This is a genomic window from Lysobacter antibioticus HS124, from assembly GCF_000336385.2.
Lineage (GTDB): Bacteria > Pseudomonadota > Gammaproteobacteria > Xanthomonadales > Xanthomonadaceae > Lysobacter > Lysobacter firmicutimachus.
The window spans coordinates 1-21,689 of the sequence record NZ_HG424504.1; the positions used below are offsets into that span (position 1 = coordinate 1).

General features: G+C 69.2%; 22 protein-coding genes. 14 read left to right on the forward strand and 8 right to left on the reverse strand.

Features of this window, described 5'->3' with window-relative positions; translation table 11 throughout:
• The 5 genes from TX83_RS11635 to TX83_RS11655 all read left to right on the forward strand — a co-directional run.
• On the forward strand, positions 1-510 hold a 510-nt coding region (locus TX83_RS11635), incomplete at its 5' end, for an energy transducer TonB (protein WP_428992561.1).
• Positions 511-608: 98 nt separating this feature from the next.
• A complete protein-coding gene (locus TX83_RS11640) occupies positions 609-1,358 on the forward strand; it encodes a MotA/TolQ/ExbB proton channel family protein (protein ID WP_064748119.1) in 750 nt (249 codons plus the stop codon).
• A 43-nt stretch (positions 1,359-1,401) separates the two neighbouring features.
• Entirely contained in the window at positions 1,402-1,818 is a 417-nt protein-coding gene (locus TX83_RS11645) for an ExbD/TolR family protein (RefSeq protein ID WP_064748120.1), read from the forward strand.
• Between the two features lie 15 nt (positions 1,819-1,833).
• Positions 1,834-2,247 carry an ExbD/TolR family protein gene (locus TX83_RS11650; RefSeq protein WP_064748121.1) on the forward strand — a complete coding sequence of 138 codons (414 nt, stop codon included), beginning with the start codon at positions 1,834-1,836 and terminating at the stop codon, positions 2,245-2,247.
• Positions 2,248-2,567: 320 nt separating this feature from the next.
• The gene (locus tag TX83_RS11655; RefSeq protein ID WP_075575125.1) at positions 2,568-2,978 is read left to right on the forward strand and encodes an ExbD/TolR family protein; all 411 of its coding nucleotides are present in this window, start codon (positions 2,568-2,570) and stop codon (positions 2,976-2,978) included.
• A 270-nt stretch (positions 2,979-3,248) separates the two neighbouring features.
• Here the strand turns inward: TX83_RS11655 and TX83_RS11660 are convergent, their stop codons facing one another.
• From TX83_RS11660 to cls, 3 genes are all read right to left on the reverse strand, one after another.
• The gene (locus TX83_RS11660) at positions 3,249-4,004 is read right to left on the reverse strand and encodes a pyridoxine 5'-phosphate synthase (protein WP_064748123.1); all 756 of its coding nucleotides are present in this window, start codon (positions 4,002-4,004) and stop codon (positions 3,249-3,251) included.
• Between the two features lie 106 nt (positions 4,005-4,110).
• A complete protein-coding gene (locus TX83_RS11665; protein ID WP_064748124.1) occupies positions 4,111-4,377 on the reverse strand; it encodes a hypothetical protein in 267 nt (88 codons plus the stop codon).
• A gap of 163 nt (positions 4,378-4,540) precedes the next feature.
• On the reverse strand, positions 4,541-5,977 hold the full coding sequence (cls, locus tag TX83_RS11670; protein WP_428992562.1) for a cardiolipin synthase: 1,437 nt from the start codon (positions 5,975-5,977) through the stop codon (positions 4,541-4,543).
• A 192-nt stretch (positions 5,978-6,169) separates the two neighbouring features.
• Here cls and TX83_RS11675 point away from each other — a divergent pair, with 192 nt between their 5' ends.
• A complete protein-coding gene (locus TX83_RS11675) occupies positions 6,170-6,910 on the forward strand; it encodes an SIMPL domain-containing protein (RefSeq protein WP_064748125.1) in 741 nt (246 codons plus the stop codon).
• Positions 6,911-7,038: 128 nt separating this feature from the next.
• The gene (locus TX83_RS11680; RefSeq protein WP_064748126.1) at positions 7,039-8,142 is read left to right on the forward strand and encodes a PA0069 family radical SAM protein; all 1,104 of its coding nucleotides are present in this window, start codon (positions 7,039-7,041) and stop codon (positions 8,140-8,142) included.
• Between the two features lie 69 nt (positions 8,143-8,211).
• Here the strand turns inward: TX83_RS11680 and TX83_RS11685 are convergent, their stop codons facing one another.
• Positions 8,212-9,783: an MFS transporter gene (locus TX83_RS11685; protein WP_064748127.1), complete on the reverse strand. Its 1,572-nt coding sequence runs from the start codon at positions 9,781-9,783 to the stop codon at positions 8,212-8,214.
• A 117-nt stretch (positions 9,784-9,900) separates the two neighbouring features.
• Between TX83_RS11685 and TX83_RS11690 the strand changes: the two genes are divergently transcribed.
• Together TX83_RS11690 and TX83_RS11695 are read left to right on the forward strand one after the other, a co-directional pair.
• Positions 9,901-10,803 (forward strand): LysR family transcriptional regulator, encoded by a 903-nt coding sequence (locus TX83_RS11690; RefSeq protein ID WP_064748128.1) that lies wholly within the window; start codon positions 9,901-9,903, stop codon positions 10,801-10,803.
• Positions 10,804-10,936: 133 nt separating this feature from the next.
• The gene (locus TX83_RS11695; protein WP_064748129.1) at positions 10,937-11,776 is read left to right on the forward strand and encodes a lysozyme inhibitor LprI family protein; all 840 of its coding nucleotides are present in this window, start codon (positions 10,937-10,939) and stop codon (positions 11,774-11,776) included.
• A 175-nt stretch (positions 11,777-11,951) separates the two neighbouring features.
• Here TX83_RS11695 and TX83_RS11700 read toward each other — a convergent pair whose 3' ends face one another.
• The 3 genes from TX83_RS11700 to TX83_RS11710 form a co-directional block, all read right to left on the reverse strand.
• On the reverse strand, positions 11,952-13,826 hold the full coding sequence (locus TX83_RS11700; RefSeq protein WP_064748130.1) for a M4 family metallopeptidase: 1,875 nt from the start codon (positions 13,824-13,826) through the stop codon (positions 11,952-11,954).
• 536 nt (positions 13,827-14,362) lie between these two features.
• On the reverse strand, positions 14,363-14,593 hold the full coding sequence (locus TX83_RS11705) for a hypothetical protein (protein ID WP_064748131.1): 231 nt from the start codon (positions 14,591-14,593) through the stop codon (positions 14,363-14,365).
• A gap of 189 nt (positions 14,594-14,782) precedes the next feature.
• Entirely contained in the window at positions 14,783-16,588 is a 1,806-nt protein-coding gene (locus tag TX83_RS11710) for an SLC13 family permease (protein ID WP_064748132.1), read from the reverse strand.
• A gap of 122 nt (positions 16,589-16,710) precedes the next feature.
• On the opposite strand from TX83_RS11710, the gene TX83_RS11715 reads away from it, so the two are divergent.
• Together TX83_RS11715 and TX83_RS11720 are read left to right on the forward strand one after the other, a co-directional pair.
• Complete coding sequence (locus TX83_RS11715; protein ID WP_075575123.1) at positions 16,711-17,877, forward strand: sensor histidine kinase; 1,167 nt, start codon at positions 16,711-16,713, stop codon at positions 17,875-17,877.
• Entirely contained in the window at positions 17,870-18,304 is a 435-nt protein-coding gene (locus TX83_RS11720; protein WP_064748134.1) for a response regulator, read from the forward strand. Before TX83_RS11715 ends, TX83_RS11720 begins: the two co-directional genes overlap by 8 nt.
• Before the next feature lie 318 nt (positions 18,305-18,622).
• Here TX83_RS11720 and TX83_RS11725 read toward each other — a convergent pair whose 3' ends face one another.
• Positions 18,623-19,339: a 2OG-Fe(II) oxygenase gene (locus tag TX83_RS11725; RefSeq protein WP_064748135.1), complete on the reverse strand. Its 717-nt coding sequence runs from the start codon at positions 19,337-19,339 to the stop codon at positions 18,623-18,625.
• Positions 19,340-19,693: 354 nt separating this feature from the next.
• Here TX83_RS11725 and TX83_RS11730 point away from each other — a divergent pair, with 354 nt between their 5' ends.
• From TX83_RS11730 to TX83_RS11740, 3 genes are read left to right on the forward strand one after another with little or no spacing between them, the layout of a single operon-like run.
• Positions 19,694-20,230, forward strand: coding sequence for a hypothetical protein (locus tag TX83_RS11730; RefSeq protein ID WP_064748136.1), 537 nt, complete (start codon positions 19,694-19,696; stop codon positions 20,228-20,230).
• The gene (locus tag TX83_RS11735; RefSeq protein WP_064748137.1) at positions 20,227-20,865 is read left to right on the forward strand and encodes a hypothetical protein; all 639 of its coding nucleotides are present in this window, start codon (positions 20,227-20,229) and stop codon (positions 20,863-20,865) included. Before TX83_RS11730 ends, TX83_RS11735 begins: the two co-directional genes overlap by 4 nt.
• 51 nt (positions 20,866-20,916) lie before the next feature.
• Positions 20,917-21,684, forward strand: coding sequence for a hypothetical protein (locus TX83_RS11740; protein ID WP_064748138.1), 768 nt, complete (start codon positions 20,917-20,919; stop codon positions 21,682-21,684).
• Positions 21,685-21,689: the final 5 nt, after the last annotated feature.

Genomic DNA, 21,689 nt, shown 5'->3' on the forward strand with positions numbered 1-21,689 from the left:
GCAGGTGTGAACATCATCAAGCCGCCGCCGCCGCCCCCGCCGCCGCCGCCGCCGCCGCCGGAGCCGCCGAAGGAGATCAAGCAGCCCCCGAAGGAGCTGTCTCCGCCGCGCCCGACCCCGACGCCTCCGCCGCCGGATCAGCCGCCGGTCGAGAACCTGGACCCGAGCCCGATCGACCCGCCCGCGCCGCCGCCGGCTCCGCCCGCGCCGCCGCAGGTCGCCAGCGACATCGGTTCCAGCGTCGACCCGTCCTCGCGCCGGTTGAACCCGCCGAAGTACCCGCCGACCGAAGCCCGCCAGGGCGTGGGCGGCACCGTAGTCCTCGTGATCAGCATCGACGCCCAAGGCAACGTGCTGGACGTGCAGGTCGAAAAGTCCAGCCGCAATCGCAATCTGGACCGCGCAGCCATGGATGCCGCCCGCAAGTGGCGCTTCAACCCCGAAGTGCGCAACGGTCAACCGGTCGCCAGCCGCGTCCGCGTACCCGTGGATTTCGTCCCGCCGAACTGATCGGGTTCGGTTGGACAGCTAGTTGTTCGACAGCTAGTCGTTGCGTTAGTTCCACGTAAAACCTTTCTTCCTTTCCACGACATTCAAAGGTAAGCGTCATGCTGCAGCAAACCACCACCGCCGCCGCCGGAGGCTCCAACGCTGAAGCGCTCCAGCAGATGAGCTTTTCGCATCTGTTGCAGAACTTCGACCTCGTCGGCTGGATCGTGTTCATCACGCTCACGCTGATGTCGGTTCTGTCGGTTTACTGGATCGTCATCAATTTCGTTAAGAATCTGCGCCTGCGCGGTTCGTCGGACCGCGTCGTCAGCACGTTCTGGGAAACCCCGAACGCCCAGGACGCGATCCGTTACATGGAAGAGCAGCCGCGCAGCGAGCCGTTCTCCAAGATCGCCCTCGACGCCGCCCAGGCCGCCGCTCACCACCAGCGCCACGAAGGCTCGCGTCTGGTCGAGTCGCTGAACCGCTCGGAGTTCGTCGACCGCGCCCTGCGCCAGGCCGTCACCCGCGAGAGCTCGCGCCTGGAAGCCGGTCTGACCGTGCTCGCCACCGTCGGTTCGACCGCTCCGTTCGTCGGTCTGCTCGGCACCGTGTGGGGCATCTACCACGCCCTGCTGCGTCTGGGCGCCTCGGGCGAGTCCTCGATCCAGGCCGTGGCCGGCCCGGTGGGTGAAGCGCTGATCATGACCGCGATCGGTCTGTTCGTCGCGATCCCGGCCGTGCTCGCCTACAACTTCTTCGTGCGTCTGAACCGTGTCACGAACAACAAGTTCGACACCTTCGCGCACGACCTGCACGACTTCTTCGCCACCGGCTCGCGCGTCGGCGAAGTGGCCGGCAAGCGCTAATAGCACCACCTAGCCTTCTCAATAGCGTAGTTGGAGTTCGGACATGGCCTTTAGTGCAGGCAACGACAGCGGCGGCCCGATGGCCACCATCAACGTCACGCCCCTGGTGGACGTGATGCTGGTGCTGCTGATCATCTTCATGATCACCGCACCGCTGATGACCCATAAGGTCGAAATCAAACTGCCCGAAGCCAATCTCGCCAAGCCCGAGGAGGCGCCGAAGACGCCGCCGATCACCCTGGCCATCCAGGAGAACGGCTCGATCTACTGGAACGACGAGCCCGTCACCATGGATCAGCTGGAAAGCCGTCTTTCGGTCGAAGCGCAGAAGACCCCGCAGCCGCAGATCAACGTCCGCGGCGACCGCACCGCCAAGTACCGCATCGTCAACAGCGTGGTCACGGTGGCGCAGAAGCAGGGCATGCGCAAAGTCGGTTTCGTCGCGATCAAAGAACGCTAATCGGAGACAAGAGACATGGCTTTCAGCAACAACTCCGATAGCGGCGCGATTTCCGACATCAACGTCACCCCGCTGGTCGACGTGCTGTTGGTGCTGCTGATCATCTTCATGGTCACGGCGCCGACGGTGTCCTATCCGATCGACGTCAACCTGCCGCAACCGACGTTGAACCCGCCGCCCCAGACGCAGGAACCGCCGCCGCCGATCTCGCTGCGGATCGACGCGACCGGGACGGTGTTCTGGAACAACAACCCCACGCCGCTGCAGGCGATCCCGGGGATGATGAAGGAAACGGTTCAACGCGATCCCACCAATCAACCTCTGCTAGAAATCGACACCAACGACGATGCCGAATACGGCATCCTCGCCAAGGTGCTGGCTTACGCCAAAAACGCAGACATGAAAAAGATCGGTTTCGTCCAGAAGTAAGCTCTACGCCGAAACCGACGCTTACCGTCGTGAAACGCCGCCCGCTTGGGCGGCGTTTTTTTTTGCGGCGTGGCGACGGCCCGCAACGCCGCCGCCGCTTCCGCGCCACGACGCGCCGCATGTGCGCACCGGCGCAGCGTGCCGCGCGGCACAGGATCGATCGGTAGCCGTTCGCGGCGCCGCGATGTTCCGGGGGCGGGCGGTAGCCCGATCCGGTCGGGCGCTCCGCTCGCGCTCGATCGGAATGAGATCGGCTTGCATTACGCCGTGTGACCGGCCTAACGTAAATGCGGGCAGCCCGCCCCAGGATGGAGGTGCATATGGCCGGTTCCGCGTTCTCCGCTTCCGCTTACGCCGGCGATGCGCCGGTCGCCGAAATCAACGTCACCCCCCTGGTCGACGTCATGCTGGTGTTGCTGATCATCTTCATGGTCACCGCGCCGGCGCTGACCGGAAACATCGACCTCGGCCTGCCGGTGCCCGGAGGCACCAGCGTCGAACCGCCGCCCAAGGCCAGCCTGATGGTGCGTCAAGGCGGCGGTTTCGAGCTCGACGGCCGCAGCTTGGCCGCGAACGAACTGCCGGCGGCGCTGACGTCGCTGGCGCGCAGTGCGCCGGACACCGTGCTCGAAATCGCGGCCAATGCCGACGCCGACTACCAGAGCTTCGCCCAGGCCCTGTCGGCTGCGCAGGACAGCGGGATCGAGAACATTTCCACGCCGACGCGCTGAGCCGCGCACCCCCGGTACGCGACGGCCGCCATCGCGCGGCCGTCGTCGTTCGCAGCGATTTCGCGGCCTCCCTTGTAGGAGCGCCGTGAGCGGCGACAACCGGAGCGGCCGACTACCACGCAAGCGACCGAAGTCGGGCTGGGCGATGCGGTTGGGGAAAGCAACGATAGGTCCGGGCTTCGGCTACGGCGCTTGCGTACACCGCGGCGGTTGGTCGCGGCTTGCGCCGTTCCTACCCAAGGCGGTTCGCGGCCGCTACAGCGGCCGCAATCAGGCGGCTTCGGCGATCACCCGCAGATACCCGCGCACGGTCGCGTCGAGGCCTGCGTACAAGGCCTCGCCGATCAGAGCGTGGCCGATCGACACCTCGAGTACGTTCGGTACGCCGCGCAGGAAGGCGCCGAGGTTGGCCTGGCTGAGGTCGTGGCCGGCATTGACGCCCAGGCCGGCGGCCTGGGCGCGGCGCGCGGCGGCGGCGAAAGCGGCGACCGCCGATTCGGCGCGACCGTCGGCGTAGGCTTCGGCGTACGGACCGGTGTACAGCTCGACCCGGTCGGCGCCGAGCGCGGCGGCCAGTTCGATGCCGGCGCGGTCGGCATCGGCGAACACGCTGACCCGGCAGCCGAGCGCGCGCAGTTCGGCGATGCGCGGACGCAGGGGTTCGGCATCGCGGATGAAGTCGAAACCGTGGTCGGAGGTGAGCTGGTCGTCGCCGTCCGGCACCAGGGTCGCCTGCGCCGGGCGAGTGCGCTCGCACAACGTCAGCAGGCCCGGATAGCCTTCGCGCGGCGGCGCGAAGGGATTGCCTTCGATGTTGAACTCCACGCCGTACGCGCGGGTCAGTTCGGCCAGCGCGTACACGTCGTCGGCGCGGATATGGCGGGCGTCGGGGCGCGGATGCACGGTGATGCCGTGGGCGCCGGCGTCCAGGCAGGCGCGCGCCGCGCGCACGACATCGGGCTCCGCGCCGCCGCGCGAGTTGCGCAGCACGGCGATCTTGTTGACGTTGACGCTGAGTACGGTCATGCGCACAGCCTAACCTGCCGGCTGCGTCGCGGCGAGCGTCGGCTCGGGGAGTGCGGCGGGATGCGGCGGAGAAACCGCGCGGCGCGGCGCCAGGCCGCGCCGGAACTCAACGCGGCGTGTTTTCCGGCTGCGTGGCCGCGGCGGCCAGCTTGCGCGCTTCGGCCTGCTCGCGCAGGCGGCGCAGCTCGACCGGATCGATGATGACCGAGACGTCGCGGCTGGTGTTGTCCAGGCGCCGCGCCAGCAGGCTCATCACGCCCGCGATCATCAAGCCGAGCGCGGCCAGCAGACTGACCGCGAGGATCGCCGGCGAATTGGTCTTCAGCGCCAGCACGAAGGCGGCGGCGGCCAGCAGCAGATAAACCCAAGGCATTGCGGCGTACTCCCTGACGTAGTCTCCGACTCCGAACCGGTGCGGCGGTCCGGCCGCCCGACCCCGGCCGTGCGGCGGCCGGGCGGGTCCGGTTCGAGTGTAGCGCGGGGCGATGGCGGCGGCAGCCGAGCCCCCGCCCGGATGCGACCGGCGGCACAACCGGCTAGAGCAACGGCGACACCAGGCGCGCCAGGGCTTCCGGCAGGCGGGTCCGCCAGAGCGAGCGGTTGCGGTCGGCGCGCACTCGTGGCGCCCGCGAGCACTCCTCCTGAATGAGCGCCGCCAGCTCGCCGGCCAGGCCGGCGTTGTAGAACATCACCGAGATCTCGAAGTTCAGGCGGAAGCTGCGGTGGTCGAAATTGGCGCTGCCGACGATCGCGAACTCGTCGTCGCACAACAACGCCTTGGTGTGCAGCATGCGCGGCCCGTACTCGTGGATCTTGACCCCGGCGTCGAGCAGCTCGTCGAAGTAGGAGCGTGCCGCGTAGGTGACCAAGCGGCTGTCGCTGAGCTTGGGCACCAGCAGGCGCACGTCCAGGCCGCCCAACGCGGCCGAGGTCAGGGCCATGCGCGCGGCCTCGCCGGGCACGAAGTACGGCGTCACCAGCCACACCCGCTTGCGCGCGGCATGGATGGCGCCGACGTGGACGCGGTGGATCGCCTCCCACGACGAATCCGGTCCGGAGGTGACCACCTGCGAGGCGATGCCGCCCGATTGCGGCGCCAGGTGATGCAGGCGCAGCGGCGGCTGACCGGTGGCGTAGCACCAGTCTTCGGCGAACACCAGTTCCAGCTCGCGCACCACGTCGCCCTCCAGGCGCAGATGCAGGTCGCGGTACGCGTCCTGGCGCAGGCGCTCGTCTTCCTCGTCGGTGATGTTGATGCCGCCGGTGTAGCCGATGCGGCCGTCGATCACCACGATCTTGCGGTGGGTGCGCAGGTTCAGCCATGGCCGGCGCCAGAACCAGCGCAGCTTCATCGGGTGGAACCAGGCCACCTCGGCGCCGGCCTCGATCAGCGGGCGGACGAAGCGGTTGCTGGTCTGGCCCGAGCCGACCGCGTCCAACAGCAGCCGCACCTGGACCCCGGCGCGGGCGCGCTCGACCAACGCGTCGCGCAGCGCCGTGCCGGTGCGGTCGGGCTGGTAGATGTAGTACTCCAGATGGATGCGTTCGCGCGCCTGGGCGATGTCCTCGAGCAAGGCGCTGTACTTGGCGCCGCCGTCGATCAGCAGGCGCGCTTCGGTGGCGGTGGTCGGCGGCAGGCCGGTGGTGGCCTGGCTCAGCTTGGCCAGCTCGATCGCTTCCGGCGACGGCGTCAGTCCCGGCGGCGGCGGCGGCAGCGCGGCGCGCGCGCGCACCCGGCGCAGGCGCTGGCGATGGATGCGCTGCGGGCCGAAGAAGTAATAGATCAGGAAACCGATGTAGGGCAGCACGGCCAGACTGATCAACCAGCTGATCGTCGCCACCGGCTCGCGTTTCTGCAGCACGATCCACAGGCTCAGCCAGACCAGGTACACCGCCCAGCCGATCGTCAGATACAGGCCGAGGTGGGGAATGGCGAGCAGGTCTTGCCAAACAGCGGGCAGCAGGTCCAGCACGTTTCGTTACTCCGTCGCAGAGCGGCGCCGCCGGTACGGCCGCGAGCGCTAGGCTAGCCCGCGGGCCCCGGCCGGCATAGTCCGCCGGTTTGGTGTTTCGCGGCCGTGACGAGTGCACGCGCCGGCAAAGACCGGTCCTGCTGGGTCGAGTTAGGATGCGGCTTCGCCCGCCAGACCACAGGAAGGACCCCCATGATCCGCCGGCACCTGCTTGCCATCGCCCTGCTCGCCTCGCTTTCCTCGCCGGTGTCCGCCGAAACCCAACCGCGCAGCGTCGACGTGTCGGCCTCGGCCGAGATCAAGGTCGTGCCGGACGTGATCCTGCTCGACGTCGGGGTCGAATCGCGCCATGCCCGTCTCGACCAGGCCAAGCGCAGCAACGACGACAACGTCGCCCAGGCCCTGGCCTTTCTCAAGCGCAGCGGCGTGCCCGACAAGGACGTGCAGACCGACTTCATCAGCATCGAGCCGAGCTACCACTCCGGTTACTCGCTCACGACGCCGCAGGTCTACATCGTGCGCAAGAGCATCGGCATCAAGCTGACCCGGATCGGCGAACTGGAAAACGTGCTGACCGGATTGCTGTCCAGCGGCGTGCAATACATCCACGGCATCGAATTCCGCACCACCCAGCTGCGCAAGCACCGCGACGCCGCGCGCGCGTTGGCGATCCAGGCGGCGAAAGAAAAAGCCGATGCGATGGCCGCCGAACTCGGAGTGCGGCGCGGCCCGGTGCTGAACGTGTCGGAGTCGTATGCCGGCGGTTGGTGGCGCAGCGGCAGCCGCTGGGGCGGTGGCATGAGCGGCGGCCAGATGATGCAGAACGTCATGCAGAACAACGCCGGCGGCGGCGAATCGGGCGACAGCGAAACCCTGTCGGTCGGCCAGATCAGCGTCACCGCTTCGGTCAGCACCCGGTTCGCGATCGAATAAGCCGGTTGCGCGGCGCGGGTGTCCCGGCCTGCCCGCAAGCGCATTCAGCTTGCCGACGACGCCGCGCTGGAACCGAGCGATCCGGTCGTGTCGCGGATCCTGCGACGCCGGCGGCGTAGGCTGCGCGGATGGACTCGGCGCGCAAAACCCTGACCAATCTGCAGCCGGCGGCGATCAAGGGCCGCGGCTCGGCGTCCTACCTCGCCGGCCGCTACGAGGTCCGCACCGCCCACGGCGAGGACGACGGCTGGGGGTCCCTGTACGAGGACGCCGATGCGGTCTCGCGCCCGGACACCCGGGTCAGCGAGGAAACCGCGCGCAGCATCATCAGCCGCAACGACTCGCCCGACATCGCCTTCGGCCAGTCGCTCAATCCTTATCGCGGTTGCGAACACGGCTGCGTCTATTGCTTCGCCCGGCCCTCGCACGCCTACCTGGAACTGTCGCCGGGGCTGGACTTCGAAACCCGGCTGTTCGCCAAGGTCAACGCCGCCGAACGGCTGCAGACCGAACTCGCCCGCCCCGGCTACGTCTGCTCGCCGATCGCGCTGGGCATCAACACCGATTCCTATCAGCCGATCGAACGCCGCTACCGGATCACCCGCGGCGTGATCGAGGTGCTCGACGCCTGCTCGCATCCCTTCAGCCTGCTGACCAAGAACGCCTCGGTGGTGCGCGATATCGAGGTGCTGGCGTCGATGGCGCAGCGCCGGCTGGTGTCGGTGTATTTCTCGGTGACCACGCTCGACAACCAGCTGTCGGCGCGGATGGAGCCGCGCGCCTCGGCGCCGCACGCGCGGCTCAAGGCCATGCGCGCCCTGGCCGAGGCGGGGGTGCCGGTCGGGGTGATGGTCGCGCCGGTGATTCCGACCATCAACGACGGCGAGATCGAACGCATCCTCGAAGCCGCGCATGCGGCGGGCGCGCGCGCCGCCGGCTACGTGCTGCTGCGCCTGCCGCACGAACTCAAGCAGGTCTGGCGCGATTGGCTGCAACTGCACTACCCCGACCGCGCCGCGCACGCGATGAGCCTGATCCAGCAGATGCGCGGCGGCAAGGACTACGACGCCGCCTTCGGCAAGCGCCAGCGCGGCGAAGGGCCGTTCGCGCAACTGATCGCGCAGCGCTTCCGCAAGGCCTGGCGCCGGCACGGCTTCGGCCGCTTGCCGGCGCTGGACACCGCGCAGTTCGTGCCGCCGCGCAAGCCGACGCCGCAGTTGGACCTGTTCTGACCGGTTCGCTGCGGCCGATCCGTCCGCCCATCGATCGCAGTGCGCCGCTCGCGTCGCAGTCCGCCGGCGTTACGGTGCGTCGGCGCAGGCCGCCCCGGCGTGCGAGGTCGCCGATTGCGGCGTCGCCTCGTGCGCCGAGGCCTCGCCGAGCAGCGCATACGCCCCCCACGCGATCGCCGCGGTGACCGCCGCCAGCAGGTACATCAGCCAGGCGAACGCGCGCTCGTAGCCGTGGCGCAGCGCGGCGGCATCCAGCCCCGGCAGCAGTTCCCGCGCGTGCGCCGCATCGCCGGTGGCCAGGCGTTGCGCGGCCTGGCCCAGCGCCGCGCCGGCGTCGGGCGCGAGCGCCCGTAGCTGCCACTGCAGCAGGCCGGCCAGGGCCGCGGCGACCACGGCGATGGCGATGCCCTCGCCCGAGACCCGGCTGGCGCCGAACACGCCCGCGGCCATGCCGGCGCGCTCCTTCGGTACCACGCTGATCGCCAGGCCGTCCATCAGGCCCCACGGCACCGCCGCGCCGGTGCCGATCAGCAGCAGCGGCGCGACCAGTGCCGCGGCCCCGGCTTGGCCGGCGATCGCGCCGAGCCAGACCAATCCGGCCGCGGCCAGCCACAGGCCGCCGCCGCACAGCACGCCGGCGGCGAGGCGATGGCTCAGCAGCGCCGCCGCGAACGGCACCAGCAGCATCGGCGCCGACAAGGCCATCATCAGCGCGCCGGCCTCGATCGCGCTGTAGCCGTGCAGGCCGATCAAGCGCAGCGGCAAGACGATGATCAGGACCAGATAGGCGAAGCCGGTGCCGATCGGCAGCAACTGCGCGCCGACGAAACGCGGCAGGCGAAACAGGCTGAGGTCGAGCATCGGCCGCGCCGCGCGGGTTTCCACCCGCACGAACAGCGCCAGCAGCGCGAGGGCGCCGATCAGGGCCGCGAGCACCCAGGGATCGGACCAGCCGCGCTCCGGCGCCAGCAGCAGGCCGGTGGTCAGCAGGCTCAGCATCGCGGTCGAACTGAAACAGCCCGGCCAGTCCAGCCCGCGCGCCTCGGGATCGCGCGACTCGCGCATGCGCGGCACGCCGAACGCGCTGGCCAGCACCGCGATGGCGAGGCTGGACAGGAACACCGCCCGCCAGCCCTGGCTTTGCACCAGCCAGCCGGCCAGGCTGGGGCCGAAGGCCAGGCCGATGCCGAACGCGGTGCCGAGCAGGCTGAAGGCGCGGATTCGCGCCGGGCCGTGGAATTCCTGCGACAGCGCCGCGTTGCCGCCGGCCAGCGCCAGTGCCGCGGCCACGCCCTGCAACAGGCGCAGCAGGTTCAGCGCGAGCAGGTTCGGCGCCAGCGCCAGCAGCAGCGACACCAGCGCATAGGCGAGGATGCCGGTGGCGAACGTGCGCTTGCGGCCGTAAGTGTCGGCCAGGGTGCCGGCGGCCATCAGGCAACTGCCGAAGGCAAGCATGAAGGCGTTGGTGATCCAGTTCAGCGCCACCGGGCTGCCGCCGAGTTCGGCGGCGATGGCGGGAATGGCGACCGGCGGGCCGGTGAAACTCAAGGGCAGGACCAGGCCGGCGAGGCTGACGGCGCCTAGGATCAGATAGCGGTCCAGGCGCCCGACCGGGCGGTCGGCGGGCAGGGAAACGGACATGGAGGGATCGGCGTGCGGGGCGTTACAGCCTAGAGGCGCCGCAATCGCGGAAAAACCGGCCCGCGATCCTGGCTTTGTGGAACAATTTTCCATAATCGATCGCGCAAGATTTCCGCCATGGACAAACTCGGCAGCCTGTTGGCCTTCGTGCGCACCGCCCAGACCCGCAGCTTCGTCGGCGCCGGGCGCCTGCTCGGCCTGTCGTCCTCGGCGGTCGGCAAGAGCGTGGCCAAGCTCGAACAGCAGCTCGGCGTGCGCTTGCTCCAGCGCAACACCCGCAACGTGCGCCTGACCGAAGAGGGCCAGGCCTTCTACGAACGCTGCCGGCCGCTGCTGGACGAGCTGGAAGAAGCCGAGGCGATGCTGACTCACGCCATGCAGGCGCCGCGCGGTCGGTTGCGCATCGGCCTGCCGACCGCGGGCTACCGGTTCCTGATGCCGGTGCTGTACGAATTCCGTCGCCTGCACCCGGAAGTATTGCTGGACCTGGACTTCAACGATCAACTGGTCGACGTGGTCGAGGGCGGCTTCGATGTGGTGATCCGCAGCGGCGACATGCCCGACTCGCGGCTGCGCGCGCGCCGGCTGGGGCCGTTCTGCTTCATGCTCTGCGCCGCGCCCGCTTACTTGCAGCGGCGCGGTGAACCGCGTCGGCCGGCCGACCTGGAGGCGCACGAGTGCATCCACTACCGCTTCGCCAACAGCGGCAAGGTCCAGGAATGGTCGCTGCGCCTGGAGCCGGGCGAGTCGCCGCCGCACCTGCCGTCGGCGCTGGTGTGCAACAACATCGAAGCGGCGGTGTCGGCGGCGGTGCACGGGCTGGGCATCGTCTACACCACCGATTTCATGGTCCGCGAACTGCTCGCCGACGGCCGCCTGTGCCGGGTGCTGCCGGGCTTCGAAGCGCAGCGCGGCCAGTTCTGGGCCTTGTGGCCGGAGCATCGGCTGATGTCGCCTAAGCTGCGGGTGTTCCTGGACTTCATCGGCGAGCGCCTGTTCCGCCATCCGCCGGTGGCTTGAGCCGCGCGACTGGCGCGCGCCGCCGCGGCCGGACGACAATGCCGCAGGACGCGGGCCGGATCGTCGCCTGCGCAGGAAACGGCGGCTGCGATCGCGCGCCGCCATGTGATTCATCGCATCGAAAGGATCTCGCATGCTCGGTCTGTATCCGCTCCGCCTGTTTTCCCTCGCCGTGCTGGGCCCGACGCTGGCCGGCGCGGCGGCTGCCGCCACCGCCACCGCACCGGGTTTCGACTGCCGGCATGCGCGCAGCGCGGTCGAACAGCGCATCTGCGCCAGCGACGAGTTATCGCGGCGCGATGCCGAGCTCAATGGCCTGTATCGGCAGATCCAGGCCGAAACCGCCGGCATCGACGGCGCCAGCGGCCGTCGCATCGACCCGCTCGCGGCCGGTCAAGCCGCCTGGCTCGCCCGCCGCGACGCCTGCGCCGACGAGGCTTGCCTGTTGCGCGCCTACGACCGGCGCATCGCCGAGCTGCGCCGCGACTGGGTGCAAGCGTTGGAGACACCGGCCGCATCGATGCCCGTCTATCGCTACGAGCGCCACGGCGAGTTCGAGGTGTTTATCGACGACTTCCGCCGCGCGGTCGCCGCCGACGATCGCGAGGCGGTCGCGCGCATGAGCGCTCGTCCGTTCGCCGACTACGCCACCGGCCTGAGTTGCGTGAACGCCGAGGACGGCTGCTCGACGCAGGAACTGCGCGCCACCCGCAGCAGCCTGACCCCGGACGAGTTTCGCGCCAAGTACGAACGGGTGTTGTCGCCGGCGGTACGCACGGCGCTGCGCGAGCGGCGCCTGCGCGCGTACGACCCGGCCGTCGACGAAGTTCGCGACGAGGACGGCGAGGTCGAAGTCGTCGGTCCGATCGCGCCGGGCGAGTACCTGCTCGAGGACGACGATATCTTCGAGCAGCGGGTGTTCCGCAAGATCGACGGTGCGTACAAGCTCGCACGCGTTCCGTTCTATCCCTGAGCCGGCGCCACGAATGCGACGACGACGGTGCCTACCTGCCGTTGCGCGGCGCCGCATCGCGCTGAAGCCGCCGGCATCGCGGCGGCGACGACGGCGAGCGCAGTGCAGAAAAAACCCCCGTCCTCATGGACGGGGGCGCAATAACAGCCAATCAGCGCGTTGACACGGGTAGATCTCAGCTCTTGCAGCTCACGCCCTTGGAGCCTTCCGGCAGCGGCACCGACACCGCTTCCCAGGCGCAGGCCACGGTCTTGACCGCGCTGGCCTTGAGCAGGCCCTTGTCGACCAGATCCTGGGCCGCGTTCTGGGTCGCCTCGCGCGCCTGCGGGTAGCTGGCCTGCGAGGTCAGGTACAGGGTGTTGGCGCGGTACCAGATCTGCCCGGCGGTGTTCGGGCTCAGGCCCTTCAGGCCGGTCGCGCCATTGCAGACCAGGTCGGCCGGCTGCAGGGTCTTGCGGTGCGACTTGGGCACCTTCTGGCCTTCGGCGAGCAGGTAGAAGAAGTGATTGCCGACGCCGGAGGTGTAGTGCGGGTCTTCCTCGGTGAAACCGCCGGCCGGGTAGCAGTCGAACGAACCGCTGCCGTCCTCGGCGACATCGAGGCTGGGCTTGAACATGTAGCGCAGCGGCTTGCCGTCGAGCATCACGTTCTCGCCGATCAGGTAGTCCGGCGGGTCCTTCGGGCTGTTGTCGAAGAATTCGACCAGGGTGCCGTGGATGTCCGAGCTGGCCTCGTTGAGGCCGCCGGCATCGCCGGAGTAGGCCAGGTTGGACGTGGCCTGGGTCACGCCGTGCGACATCTCGTGGCCGGCGACGTCGAGCGCGACCACCGGGTTGGAGATGCCGTAGTCGCCGTTGCCGTAGACCATGCGCTTGGCTTCGCCGTCCCAGAACGCGTTGGTGCCGCCGGCGTCGATGAAGTAGAAGAGGGTGAAAGTGACGTTGACGAAGCTCTCCACGCCCTTGTTGTCGCCGAAGATGCCAGCGCGGTCGTAGAGCTTCTTGTAGTAGTCCCAGGTCTTGGACACGCCGTAGTGGGCTTCCACGCCGGTGCGTTCGATGTTGGACATCTGTTCGTTGCCCCACAGATTGTCCTTGTCGAACATCGGCGGGGCGCTGAAGTCGCCGCCGCCGAAGTACAGGTCGACCACGGTGCCGCCGGTGTTGTGCACGGTGCCGCCGCCGCGCTTGTCGTCGCGCAGCAGGAAGCCGGCGCCGCGGCCGTCGCTTTCTTCGGCGCCGACCTTGCTGGTCGAGATCGCGACCTTGCCGCGGGTGATGGTGTAGCCCTGGCCTTCGACCGATTCGGCGCTGTAGATGCGGCTGTCGCGGCCGAGCAGGCTGCCGTCGCCGGCGTCGACGTAGATCAGGTCGTGGACCGGGCGTTCGAACTTGTTGAGACCGCGGAAGGTCACCTCGTAGGCCAGGCGCGGCTGGTTGTCCTTGGCGAAATACACCATGCGCGAGCTCGGCGCCTGCATGAAGCGGCCGGCGAAATGCACGCCGGCGTCGGCGATGGCTTCGCCGGCCGACAGCTTCGGCGACGCCTGGCCGCCCCGGCCCAGCTGCAGATCCAGGCTGCGGCTGACCGAGCGCAGCAGGCCGTCCTTCATGTGCGCGACCAGGTCGCCGCCGATCACCGGCAAGCCTTGATAGTTGCGATCGAAACGCACGTGCTGACTGCCGTCGGCTTCGACGATCAGGTCGCGCGGACGGTACTGCTCGGCTTCGATCGCGGTGCGGTCGGCCCGTGCCCCGGCGCTGCGGATCTTCTCGGCCTGCAGCAGATCGCGCGCGCGCGCGACCGCCGGATGCCGTTCGAGCTGGTCGGCCGGAGTGGCGCCCGAACGCGCCGGCGCCGCGGCGAAAGCGGACAACGCATGCGAAGCCTGCGCGGACGCGGCAGGCGCGCGTCGAGCGGCGCCGTCGGCGGCGCCGGCCATGCCGGGCGCGCGATCGCTGCCGTACTGCGTCGCCACCCAGGCGGTGGCGGTGGAACCGGTGATTGCCAACAGGATCGAGGCGGTCAAAAGACGTTGCTTGCTGGACATGCAGGTTCTCCGAGTCGTAAACGAAAAAAGGAAAAGACCAGCCAATGCCCGTTCCGCGAACGCGGTCGCGGAAACGGGGTCGTGCGCGAAGGCGAAGGTCTTGCATGCCGCGAACAAGCTGCTCGGCGAAGCGACGGCGCTTGTTCTACAGCCCCTCCCCATAGTGTCGAACGCGCGCCGGCGTCGCTCCCCTACCCGCGCGATGCCGGGCCGAAGCGACGAAGACAGGAAATGGGATCGGCGTCAGAGTGCGCATGCGCGCCGCGCTTGGGTCGTGTCGAGCGCGGCGGGTTGGATCGGGCAAGGCGACGCATGCACACCGGATGTCGCGGCGGCCTGTAGCAGCGGCGTGAGCCGCGACAGACGAGGCGAGGCAATACCGCGCCGCGACCCGACGCCGGGGCATCGGCCGTGGCGAAGGTATCGGACCCGTGCCCGGACGTCGGCGCTCGTGTGCGCCGTTGCGGCGGGGCGCCGCTTACGACCGGAACCCATCCCCGCGGGACGCCGCTCCTATCGCGGCCACGCGAGTGCGCTCAGGCCGGCGAGGGCATGATGTGGGAGAGATAGACCCGCTCGTCCTCGAAGATGCGGATCGCGATCGGGCGACGCAGCTGCACCGACAGGTGGAAGGCTTCGGCCTTGGCCGCGGCCGAAGCGGCGGCGGCATTGCCGTAGCGTTCGTCCGAAACCTCGCAAGCCAGGCGCCGGCCCTGGTAGTCGCGTTCGCTCAGTTGCACCGTGTAGCGCTTGGCTGCTTCGTTCATCCGGCCCTTTCCGATTCTGCCCCGTTCGCCGCAAGCCCGTCGCAGCAGCGCGGCGGCACCGCGCTAGAGGCGCGGCGCGGCTACCTTGGCCGATGACGGCGATGCCGGCTCTCAGGAGAGCGCGCGCTGTAGGGTCAGAAATTTCCTACTTGCGGTTAGGACTCGCAGCCCGACGCGAAGCCCGTCGCACTATCCAGACAGCGGCCACAGCGGCCCGTCCAGCCACAACCAGCGCGCCATCCACGCGCAGACCAGGGCGATCAGCGCGGTCAGCGGCAGGCCGATGCGCAGGAAATCGGCGAAACGGTACTGGCCCGGGCCGAGGATCAGCAGATTGCCGTGGTGGCCGATCGGAGTTAGGAACGCGACCACCGCGCCGAGCGCGGTGCAGACCACGAACGGCGTCGGCGGCAGGCCCAGCGACTGCGCCAGCGACACCGCGATCGGTCCCAGCAACACCGTGGTCGCGGCGTCGGAGAGAATCTGGGTCAACAGCGCCGCGACCGAGAACATCACCAGCAAGATCGCCAACGGCGACCAGTGCGCGATCAGATGCAGCATGGCCTGGGCCAGCAATTGCGCGGTGCCGGTCTGCTCCATCGCCACGCCGAGCGGAATCACCCCGGCGATCATCACGAAGATGCGCACGTCGATCTCACGATACGCTTGGTCGACATCGACGCAGCGCGTGGCGACCATCGCCACCGCACCGAGCAGGAAGGCCAGCGGCGCCGACAGCCATTCGGTGGCCGCCGCGACCACGGTCGCGGCCAGGATCGCCAGCGCCAGCGGCGCGCGCACGCGCCGGCGCGCTTCGCCGGCGAACGGCACCAGCATCAGGAAGCCGTGATGCGCGGCGAGTTCGGCGAAGCGCGAGGGGCGCCCCCACAGCACCAGCAGGTCGCCTTCGCGCAGCCGCGCATCGGCCAGGCGCGGCGCGACCGCGCCCTGGCGCCGCCACAGGCCGGCGATGACCGCATTGAAGCGGCGGGCGAAATCCAGCTCGCGCACGCTGCGGCCGATGAACTCCGAGCCCGGCGCGATCACCGCTTGCACCAGTTGCGGCTCGCCGTCGCCGTCGCTGCTGACGCGCTCGCCGAAGCGGGCGATGGCGTTGAGGTCCAGGCCGGCGTCGTCGTGCAGCGAAGCCAGCGCGTCGGCCGAGGCTTCCACCAACAGCACGTCTCCGCTGATCAGCGGACTGCTCGGGCCCAGGTCCTGGCGGCGCTGACCGTCGCGCAACCAGCCGGTGAGGACGAAGCGGTCGCCCAGCGCCTTCTGCAGCTCGGCCAGCGGCCGCGTGCTCCAGCGCGAACCTTCGACGATCAGCAGTTCGGTGCGATAGCGGTCCAGGCGCAGATAGCCGTCGTCGCCGTGATCGCCGCCGCGCTTGGGCAGTACCCAGCGCGCCAGCAGCATATAGACCATCCCCAGCGCGATCAGGGCCAGGCCGATCGGGGTGATCGAAAAAATGCCCAGTCCCGGCGAGCCGGAGCGTTCGATCAGATTGTCGGCGAGCAGGAAGGCCGGCGCGCTGACCAGGGTCAGGGTGGTGCCCAGCGAGGCGGCGAACGACATCGGCATCAGCAGGCGCGAGGCCGACAGCCCGCGCGCCTTGGCGAAGCGGGTCAGGATCGGCAGCATCATCGCCGTCACCATGACGTGGTGGGTGAACGAGGACAGCGCCGCCACCGCCGGCATGGTCACCGCGATCGCGCGCCGCTCGCTGTGGCCGGCGGCCTGGCCGATCCATTGTCCCAAACGTTCGGTGATGCCCGTCGCAGCCAAGCCGCCGGAGATCACGAACACCGCCGCGACGATGATCGCCGGCTCGCTGGCGAAGCCCGACAGCGCCTGCTTGGCGTCGAGTATGCCGGTCATCACCAGGGCCAGCAGGGTCAGCATGGCGGTGATGTCGACGCGCAGGCGTTCGCTCACGAACAGATACAGCGCACCGGCGAGTATCAGCAGAAAAACGATCTGTTGAAGGTCCATCGCAGCATTGTGCGCGACCTGGCCGTGACCGCGCCGTGGCGGCCATCCACCCTCCCGTCACGGATGCAACCGTTACACTCCTGGGTCACCACACCCGAGCCCCGCTTCCGCCGACCGCCCCGATGAGCCTGTCGCCTGCCCCGAAGCCCGCCGTCCCGGCGGGGGACGACCGCTTCCGCCAGGCGATGACGGCCTCGAACATCGGCATGGCCATCGTCTCGCTCGACGGGATCTGGCTGGAGGTCAATCCGGCGCTGTGCGCTCTGCTCGGGTATCGCATCGACGAGCTGCTCGGCCATCACTACAGCGAAGTCACCCATCCCGACGATCTGGAGATCAGCCGCAATCTGGTCGCGGCCCTGGTCAACGGCAGTCTGGCGTCGGTCGACGAGCACAAGCGTTACCTGCATCGCGACGGCCGCGAGGTCTGGGTCCAGCTCAACATCGCGGTGATGCGCGACGAGGACGGCGCGCCGCAATACTTCATCTCGCACATGCGCGACATCGGCGGCGAACGCGCCGCCGGCCTGGCGCTGAGCGCGCGCGCCGAAGCCAACGGCGCCGCGCTGGACGCCAGCCAGCGCCAGCTGCAGTTGTTCGCCGACGCGGTCTCGCACGATCTGCGTGCGCCGCTGCGCTCGATCGAGAGTTTCTCGGCACTGTTGAGCGAACGCGCCGGCGAGCGCCTGAACGAGACCGACCGCGACTACCTGGGCCGGATCCGCGCCGCGGCCTCGCGCATGACCAGCCTGCTGGCGGCGCTGAACGAACTCTCGCACGCGACCCGCACCGAGCTGCGCCGCGAGCCGGTCGACCTGAGCCTGCTCGCCGACTGGGTCGGCGCCGAGCTTCAGGACGCCGATCCGAGCCACCGCGCGCAGATCCAGGTGCAGCCCGGCCTGCAGGTGGAAGGCGACGAGCGCCTGCTCAAATTGATGCTGACCCAGTTGCTGCACAACGCCTGGAAGTTCTCCAGCCAGGGGCTGGAACCCGGCGCGGCGGTGCGGATCGAGGTGACGGGCGCGGTCGAGGACGGGCGCCTGAGCCTGGCCGTGCGCGATCACGGCTCGGGTTTCGACATGCGCTATGCTCATAAATTATTCGAACCCTTCCAGCGCCTGCACGGGCCGGACCAGGGCGGCGGTCACGGTTTGGGCCTGGCGATCGCGCAGCGCATCGCCGAACGCCACGGCGGCCGGCTGCTGGCGCAGTCGCAGGCCGAGGCGGGCAGTACGTTCATCGTTGAATTGCCGGTCGTCGCGGCCGGCGGGGAAGACGCACATGCATAAGGAAATCCTGCTGGTCGAAGACAACCCCGACGACGTCGAGCTGACCCGGCTCGCCTTCGACGAGGCCAAGATCGCCAACAGGCTGGTGGTGATGGGCGACGGCGCCGAGGCGCTGGACTACCTGTTCGCCCGTGGCCGTTATTCCGACCGCGACCCCAACGACCTGCCCTCGATCGTCCTGCTCGACCTCAACCTGCCCAAGGTCGACGGCCGCGAGGTGCTGCAGGCGATCCGCGCCCACGAGCCGACCCGCACCCTGCCGGTGGTGGTGCTGACCACCAGCACCGAGCCGTTCGACGTCGAAGCCAGCTATGCGCTGGGGGTCAACAGCTACATCCAGAAGCCGGTCGACTTCGAGCAATTCGTCTGGGCGGTGAAGCAGGTCGGGCTGTATTGGCTGGTGCTGAACCATCCGCGGCATCCGTGAAGCCGGGGATGCGGCGCGGGTTCGACGGTAGCGAAGCCGGCGGCAACCGCTGAAGGCGAAGGCTAGACGCAGCCGCTAAAAGCGAATCCTCCCCTGGCCCTCTTGTTCAAAGGGGGAAAGCTTTCAGCGGGGATGGCTTCGGTTGGTTGTGGCGCGGACCCGCGGCGATTCGCTTCAACGGCGGATGCCCGGAGCGGAACCCGGGCGACGCCTGGACGATTCGCCCCCTATGGAAAAGGCGGCGGCACCTGTGCCGGCGGGGCGGCGGCGCCGGAGGATTTGCTTTTCGCGCGGCGCCCTGACGCCGCTGCGCGACTCTCAGCGACCGGCGAACAAGCGCTCCGCGCGCTGGAACAAGATCCAACTGGTGGCGATGTACTTGTCGCCGCCCTTGGGCCGGTTGCCGCGGTGGGTGTGGGTGAAGGCCGCCGGCGCGATCAGCAGATCGCCGGCGCGCGGGGCGATCTTGCGTTGCTGGTAGAGGAATTCGGTTTCGCCTTCCTCGAAGCCGTCGTTGAGATAGATCGTCCACAGCACGTGCCGATGCAGCGTCTCCGCGCCCTGATCGCGCGGATACAGCTCGCAATGCCAGTACGGATAACCGCCGCGGTCGGCGGTGTAGCGTTGCAGATTGATCGCGCCCGGGCGGAACACGGTTTGCGCGATCGGCGCCAGCGCGTTGTCGTCCATCTCCGCCATGCGCTCGGGCGTGAGCCGGTGACGCTTGCCGTCGGCCGACGGCGCTTCCAGCATCAGCGGCGCGATCATCGTGTGCGGATAGCGGCGCAGGTACTGCAGCAGGCCGCGGAACACCGCCAGGTTGAGCGCGATCTCGATGTCCTTCCAACCCTCGCGATTGGTGATGGTCAGGTCGCGGCTGTCCTTGAGGTCGGGCATCACGCCGCCGCCGACCCGGCCGGGTTCGCTGTCGCGGCTGGCGTCGAAGCGGCGCACGAGGTCGGCGCATTGCTCGCGGCTCAGCGCTTCGGGATAGACCTCGATGAAGTCGGCCGGGGCATCGATCGTCGCGGACATGGGCAAGCGGTTCGGGGCGGGAGCGCCATCCTCGCACGGGCGCAAGGTTGCAAAGAAGCAACGCCTGCGGTCGCCGCCCGACGGGGCCGCATCGACTGGGCTGCGAGCCTGATTTGACACGGCATTCACCTTCGTAAGTTTGTGTCATGTGGCTCATTAACTCGGGCCATGCGGTTCCCGCCCCGGTATCGCCGACGCAACGTTTTCGCTTCCTTAACCTGCGCAAGGTCCGCCAGAACCTGGAAATTTCTTTGGTTTTCAACTGATTGCGAGGTCGGCACGACTTTCGCGACAACCCTGTCACCGCCGGTGCGCCGTGCGGTCGCTGCGACGCCGTCGCCTTGGGGAATCGCCATGCATGTCCGCCGCCTGCTCGAACCGAGTCCGTCGCGTCGTCGCCTCCGTCTGGCCCTGGCCTGCGCCGCGTGGGTGCTGGCGGCCGGGACCGTCCGGGCGCAGGCGCCGGCCGACGAGCATCGCGACACCACCGTGGTGGTCGCGCGCACCGTCCATCCGCGCATCGCCTATCGCGCCCTGCCGGCCCAGGACAATCCGATCCACACCGAAGCGACCACGTTTCCCGGCCAGGTTTTCCACGGCACGCTCGACCGCTCGCTTTCGCCCTTGGTCGACGATGCCGAGCTCGGCCAGCACGGCTCGACCGGGCTCAGCCCGATGGCCGCCACCCGGCAACTGAGCGACCTGCTGGTGCCTGCCGACGCGATCGGCGGCCCGGCCGGCCAGCGCAGCATGCTCGGCGCCTCCTCCGCCCCCCCGATGGGCCCGACCGCCAGCGTCGGCGGCGCGGTCACCAGCGCCACCGCCGGCCTCGGCGACCTGATCACCGGCAGCGTCATGCAGGCGCTGTCGCCGCAGGGGAACGGGCGATGAGCGCGCCGCGCACCCGCGCCGAGCGCATCGCGCCGCTGTGGCTGGCGGTGTGCCTGCTGGCGACCGCGGTCGCCACCGACACCCGCGCCACCGAGCCCGCCCCGGCACGCGATCAAGCGCGCATCGAGGCCGGCGCCGCGCAGCGCCTGCAAGGCCGCGCCGCGGTCAATCAGGCCGCCGGCAGCGGTCAGATGCAGGCCAATCTGGCGACGATCGCCCACGCTTCGGACGGCCTGGCGCTGGCCGACGCGCAGCTCTCCCAGCACGGCGTCGCCGGCGCCGCATCGGTGCGCGACGCGGTGGCGCACATCGCGGCCGGTGCGTTCGCCGATGCCCACGGCCTGTTGTCGGTGAACCAGAGCGCCGGCGCCGGCAATGCCCAGGCCAACCTGTTCGCGGTCAGCCGCGGCGGGATGGTGTCCGGGCTGGACGATGCGGTGCTGGCCGATGTCGCCGGCGCCGCGTCCGCGTCCGCCGATGCGGCCGCTGCGTCTTCCTCGCCGCTGCGCGAAGCCTCGATCGCCGAAGGCGCCTTCCACGGCGGCCAGGGCGTGCTGCAACTCAATCAGACCGCGGGGGCCGACAACGCGTCGGCCAACGCCATCGTGCTCCGACTGCCCGGGGGCCTTCCTTAGAACAAAGCGGCAGAGACCAAGGCAATACCCACCATCACCAGGAGAGAGGCCATGAAAGTCCATTTCACCCTGCTTGCCCTCGCACTCGGCGTCGCTATCGCCGCTCCCGCCCATGCCGAAGGCGACGATGCCGACATCTACAGCAACACCAGCATCAGCAACCGCATCGGCGTCTGGGGCGGCGCCAAGGTGCGCGGCAAGATCTACATCAAGTCCGAATCGGCCGCGACCGTCGATCAGGACCAGAAGACTCTCGGCAACTCCTCCTGGGGCGACGGCGATCACGACGCCCATCTCGGCGACAGCGCGCTGTCCGACGCGCAGGGCAACATCGGCGCCAACGTCGCTGCCGGCGTCGGCAACGCCCAGGCCAACGACACCGCCCTGTCCGCGGTCGACGGCGAAAAGGTGTTCGCTTCGGCGATGACCTTCAACAGCCAGGCCTCGGTCGGCAACTTCGCCTATTCGGGCGTGGACGACACTTACTACAGCGCCACCCTCGACGGCGACGCGCTGTCCAACGCCAAGGGCAACATCGGCGTGAACGTGGCCGCGGGCGTCGGCAATGCGCAGACCAACGCGATGGCCGCCTCGGTCAACAGCTCCGGCCGCATCGCCAAGGCCGCGTCCGACAGCGAGCAGACCAGCTTCCTCAACGAGCTCGCCGCCGACTGCGATCTGGACACCTTCGCCACCCTGGCCGGCAGCGCGCTGTCGGGCGCGCAGGGCAACATCGGCGCCAACGTCGCCGCCGGCGTCGGCAACCTGCAGCACAACGGCTTGTCGATCGCCACTGCGTCCTGCGGCAGCTGCGATTGATCCGC